This is a genomic window from Emticicia sp., assembly GCF_043780375.1.
Classification (GTDB): domain Bacteria; phylum Bacteroidota; class Bacteroidia; order Cytophagales; family Spirosomataceae; genus Emticicia.
On record NZ_JAYWCU010000035.1, the window covers coordinates 1 to 4,883 of the forward strand.

Here is a 4,883-nt window from a genome sequence, read left to right on the forward strand (position 1 = left end):
GTCCATTCCTTATCCTCGACTGGGGTTTTACGGCGTAATTGATGAGCGTTTTGACATTGATTTGATTAAACAAGTGGCAGATTTGAAGCCAGCTTGGCAGTTTGTGTTAATTGGACCAGTAGTTAAAATAAATCCTGATACTTTACCACGGAATAAAAATATTCATTATTTAGGTGCTAAAACTTACAGTGAATTGCCTTCTTATTTAAGCGGCTGGGATATTGCCTTGATTCCCTTTGCCATAAATGAATCTACTAAATTTATCAGCCCAACAAAAACGCCCGAATATTTAGCAGCGGGTAAACCTGTCATTTCTTCACCTATTACCGATGTAGTAAATCCTTATGGTGTAAATGACTTGGTTCATATTGTAGAAAATGCTACGGAATTCATAAATGCAGCAGAAAAAGAATTAAGTATAATTGATAAAGGTAAGTGGTTGGAAAAAGTAGATGAATATCTCAAAACAATATCTTGGGAAATTACTTGGACTAACATGATGGAATTAATAAATAAAAAATTAAGAACTAAAGGAATTTTTATACTTAAAAACAGCAAGACTTATGTATGATTATATAATTGTAGGAGCAGGTCTTGCGGGAGCTGTCTTAGCAGAAAGATTAGCAAAAAAAGGCAATATGAAAGTTTTGTTGCTCGACAAAAGAAATCACATCGGTGGAAACACCTATGATTATTATAATAATGATGGCATTTTGGTACACAAATATGGGCCTCATATTTTTCATACTAATTCGAAAGATGTCTTTGATTATTTAGGCAATTTTACAGATTGGCGTCCTTATGAGCACCATGTACTGGGTAGTGTTGATGGTCAATTAGTGCCAATTCCGATTAATCAAAATACCATAAATTCTTTGTATGGATTAAATCTTTCTTCTGAACAAGTACAGAATTTCTTTGACTCCAAAGCAGAAAAAAAAGATGTAATTCGTACTTCGGAAGATGTCGTTGTAAATGTTGTTGGGAGAGAACTGTATGAAAAGTTTTTTAAACATTATACCCTTAAACAGTGGAACCTCGACCCTTCTGAATTAGATGCTTCGGTGACGGCACGAGTACCAACCAGAACCAATAAGGATAACCGTTATTTTACAGATACGTTTCAGGCGATGCCTTTGCATGGATATACTAAAATGTTTCAGCGAATGTTGGATCATCCTAATATCAATATCTTATTAAATACTGATTATAAAGATGTTTTAGATGCGATTGATTTTAAAAGATTAATTTATACAGGACCCATTGACGCTTACTTTGATTATTGTTTCGGAAAACTTCCTTATCGGTCTATTGATTTCAAGTTTCAAACCCTTGATAAAGAAAATTTTCAACCAACAGGAACAGTTAACTTTCCGATGAGTCAGCCTTATACTCGCATTACTGAATTTAAGCATTTAACTGGGCAAAAGCATGACAAAACCACTATAGTGTATGAGTATCCAACGGCAGAAGGAGACCCATACTATCCGATACCACGCCCTGAAAACATGGAAATATATAATAAGTACAAAGCTTTGGCTGCCAAAGAAGCAAATACGCTTTTTACTGGTAGATTAGGCACTTATAAGTATTACAATATGGACCAAGTTGTGGCACAATCGTTATCACTTTTCAAAAAAATAATGCAACACCAATTAGAAAACGAAGTGCCAATAAATGGTCATAAACTTACTACTGTATAAGCTTGTGAGTATGCAGGACCAACATATAAAATTACATAATAAAACAAATCCTTTTCAATCCTTTTGGATGGCGGGCTATGAATGTACTGACCAGCTAAATGCTTTTGGCGATAGAGTTGACTTTTTAGACCTCACAGGACATTTAAAAATGATTGACCAAGATTATAAAAGCTTGTCGCCTTACAAAATTCGTACGGTAAGAGAGGGAATTAGGTGGAGTCAAGTAGAAAAAAAACCTTATCAATATGACTGGTCGGTAGTAGCAAGCATGATCGCAGCGGGGAAAACAAATAACATTCAGCAAGTTTGGGATTTATGTCATTTTGGTTTTCCTGACGACCTTACGCCGCTTCATCCTATGTTTGCCCGAAGATTTGCTTCGCTTTGTAGAGCTTTTGTTACTTTTTATCGCAGCCTCGATACAGATAGTACATTAATTATAACACCGTTCAACGAAGTAAGTTTTTTATCGTGGTTGGGAGGAGATGTACGAGGTACTTCGCCTTTTTGTATCAACCAAGGGTGGGAAGTAAAATACAGAATAATGAAAGCTTATATTGAAGGCATTGAAGCCATAAAAGAAATAGATTCATCTGTTCGTATTTTAACAACCGAACCCTTAGTAAACATAGTGCCGCACCAAAATGCAAGCCTGAAAGAAATTCAGATAGCTGCCTCGGTGCATAATGACCAGTTTCAAATTACAGATATTTTATGTGGTCGAATTTGCCCAGAATTAAGAGGAAAACCTGAATATCTTGATATTTTAGGGTATAATTATTATTACAACAATCAATGGGTTTTAGGTACAAACGAATTTTTGGATTGGAAAAACAATAGTCGTGATAATAGATTTATTCCGCCTAATCGCTTGTTATTAAAAGCCTATAAACGTTATAAACGTCCGATGGTTTTAACCGAAACCAGTCATCCTAAAGAGGATCGTCCACTTTGGGTGAAGAAAATTGCAAAAGAATGTGCGTTGGCAATAACAGCGGGGGTTCCGCTGTGGGGCATCTGCTGGTATCCGATTATCGACCGCCCAGATTGGGATAATGTAACAAATTGGCATTTAGCTGGGTTATGGGATGTCGATTTAAATCAACAACGAAGTCTTCATATTCCGACTTCAGATGCTTTATTGAAAGCCCAAAACTATTTACAACAAAAGCATTTTATTGAATAATGCGAATAACGGATAAAAATCGTGTTAAAAACACTGAAAGTGTTTAACAGCGGCTGCCAACCGCTTGAATAACCCTCAATCGAGGGAGAAAACAAGTGAAAACACCAATCCTTGAGGGGATGAACCCATTTAAGGCTCAGTTTTTCAACATAGATTACTCGACTATTTTTAATAAGAGAATGATATTTAAATTCGGAAATTATGACTGGAAGTAAATTTATGTTTGCCACTGGAATTGAAAACAGTTATCCTACCATTTTATTGCCAAATGGTACTGTAAAGCGAGTAGATGAAATGGAAAAAACAGGGCATTACACGCATTGGGAAAAAGATTTCGACTTAGTGAAAGAAATGGGAATCGAATTTTTGCGTTATGGCCCACCTTATTATAAAACTCACCTTGCTCCAGGAATATATGACTGGGAATTTACAGATTTAACATTTAATCGAATGGAGGAATTAAACATAACTCCGATTGTAGATTTATGTCATTTCGGACTGCCTGATTGGTTAGGAGATTTTCAGAATCCAGATTTTCCTTTTTATTTTGCCGAATATGCCAAAGCCTTCGCCACCCGTTTTCCTAATTTGCAGTTTTATACTCCAATCAATGAAATATTTATTACCGCCATGTTTTCGGCTCAATATGGCTGGTGGAATGAACGATTAAGTTCGGATACAACTTTCGTAACTGCCTTAAAACACCTTTGCAAAGCAAATGTGATGGCAATGCACGCCATTCTTGAAATCCAGCCAGAAGCTAATTTTATTCAAAGCGAATCGACCGAATATTTTCATGCCACTCAACCACAAGCACTGCCATTAGCCCGTTTTCTCAATTATAAAAGATTCATTTCGTTAGACCTTACTTATGGTTTTCCTATAAATGTAACCATGTATGAGTACTTACTTGAAAATGGAATGACCAAGAAAGAATACAAATGGTTTTCGCAAAATCAAGTAAGAGCACGTTGCATTATGGGCAATGATTATTATGTGACTAATGAACATTTGGTGCATCCTGATGGCTCAACGCAGGCTTCGGGCGAAATATTTGGTTATTATGTCATTACAAATCAATATTACAATCGGTATAAATTACCCATCATGCACACCGAAACGAATATAAGAATGCCCGCATGTAAAGAGTGGTTGTATAAACAATGGGCAAATGTTCATCGCTTAAAACAAGACGGCATACCGCTAATTGGCTTCACTTGGTATAGTTTATTGCATCAGGTTGATTGGGATTCGGCCTTAAGAGACGATGCAGGGAATGTAAATGAACTTGGCTTATACGATTTAGACAGAAATATAACTCCAGTTGGTGAAGCATACAAATTGCTGATTGAACAATGGAAAGATATATTAACAGAAGAAAGTTATGGACTATTGTTTCACAATCATTAATTACCTAAAATAAACTAAGTTTTTGCCACTAACGTCGGCAGTAAATAATGAAAAAAGTTCGTTTTCATTGATGCGTGGTTGATTACTATCGGATAAATTTTGTGCTGATGGTTGTTGTTCAGAGGGAAAAACATTCGTTTGAAATAGTGTTTTTGCATGAATAATGTTTTTCCACACTATTTTCGTTTTTAAGCGTTGGATATAGTTTTTGCGTAACATAGTCAGAATTTTTAAATTTAGTAACGTGAATGAAAAATAACCACAACTCATAGATTGATATCCATGGAATAACATACAAAATTGGTTAATTCTAAATCGAATTGTATTACATAATTTTCTAAAAAACTTATATCATTCACATATTCTTTAGTGAAATCAATCATTGACGCTTTTCAAACTTTTATTTTTTTAATAATTTTACGAAAAAAACTGAGAATACGATAAAATGCAATGACGCCCAATTTTTGACCGCTCAGAAAATTCAAATCTTACTAACTTTAGTTACGCACACTGATTTAGTAGAGTATTATCAGCTTTAATAACTTGGAGTTTTTTCCAAGCGGCTTTTAAGGCATTCATTGATA

General features: G+C 35.1%; 5 protein-coding genes. 4 read left to right on the forward strand and 1 reads right to left on the reverse strand.

Annotation, left to right across the window (positions count from 1 at the left end):
• The 4 genes from ACH2CJ_RS02820 to ACH2CJ_RS02835 all read left to right on the forward strand — a co-directional run.
• The coding region (locus ACH2CJ_RS02820) for a glycosyltransferase (RefSeq protein WP_394990566.1) at positions 1 to 571 on the forward strand (571 nt) is incomplete at its 5' end.
• Positions 564 to 1,703, forward strand: coding sequence for a UDP-galactopyranose mutase (gene glf / locus ACH2CJ_RS02825; RefSeq protein ID WP_394990567.1), 1,140 nt, complete (start codon positions 564 to 566; stop codon positions 1,701 to 1,703). The genes ACH2CJ_RS02820 and glf, both read left to right, overlap by 8 nt.
• Positions 1,704 to 1,713: 10 nt before the next feature.
• Positions 1,714 to 2,889, forward strand: coding sequence for an amine oxidase (locus ACH2CJ_RS02830; protein WP_394990568.1), 1,176 nt, complete (start codon positions 1,714 to 1,716; stop codon positions 2,887 to 2,889).
• A 201-nt stretch (positions 2,890 to 3,090) separates the two neighbouring features.
• Positions 3,091 to 4,299: a family 1 glycosylhydrolase gene (locus ACH2CJ_RS02835; protein WP_394990569.1), complete on the forward strand. Its 1,209-nt coding sequence runs from the start codon at positions 3,091 to 3,093 to the stop codon at positions 4,297 to 4,299.
• Here the strand turns inward: ACH2CJ_RS02835 and ACH2CJ_RS02840 are convergent, their stop codons facing one another.
• Positions 4,300 to 4,518 (reverse strand): hypothetical protein, encoded by a 219-nt coding sequence (locus tag ACH2CJ_RS02840; protein WP_394990570.1) that lies wholly within the window; start codon positions 4,516 to 4,518, stop codon positions 4,300 to 4,302.
• Between the last annotated feature and the right edge of the window lie 365 nt (positions 4,519 to 4,883).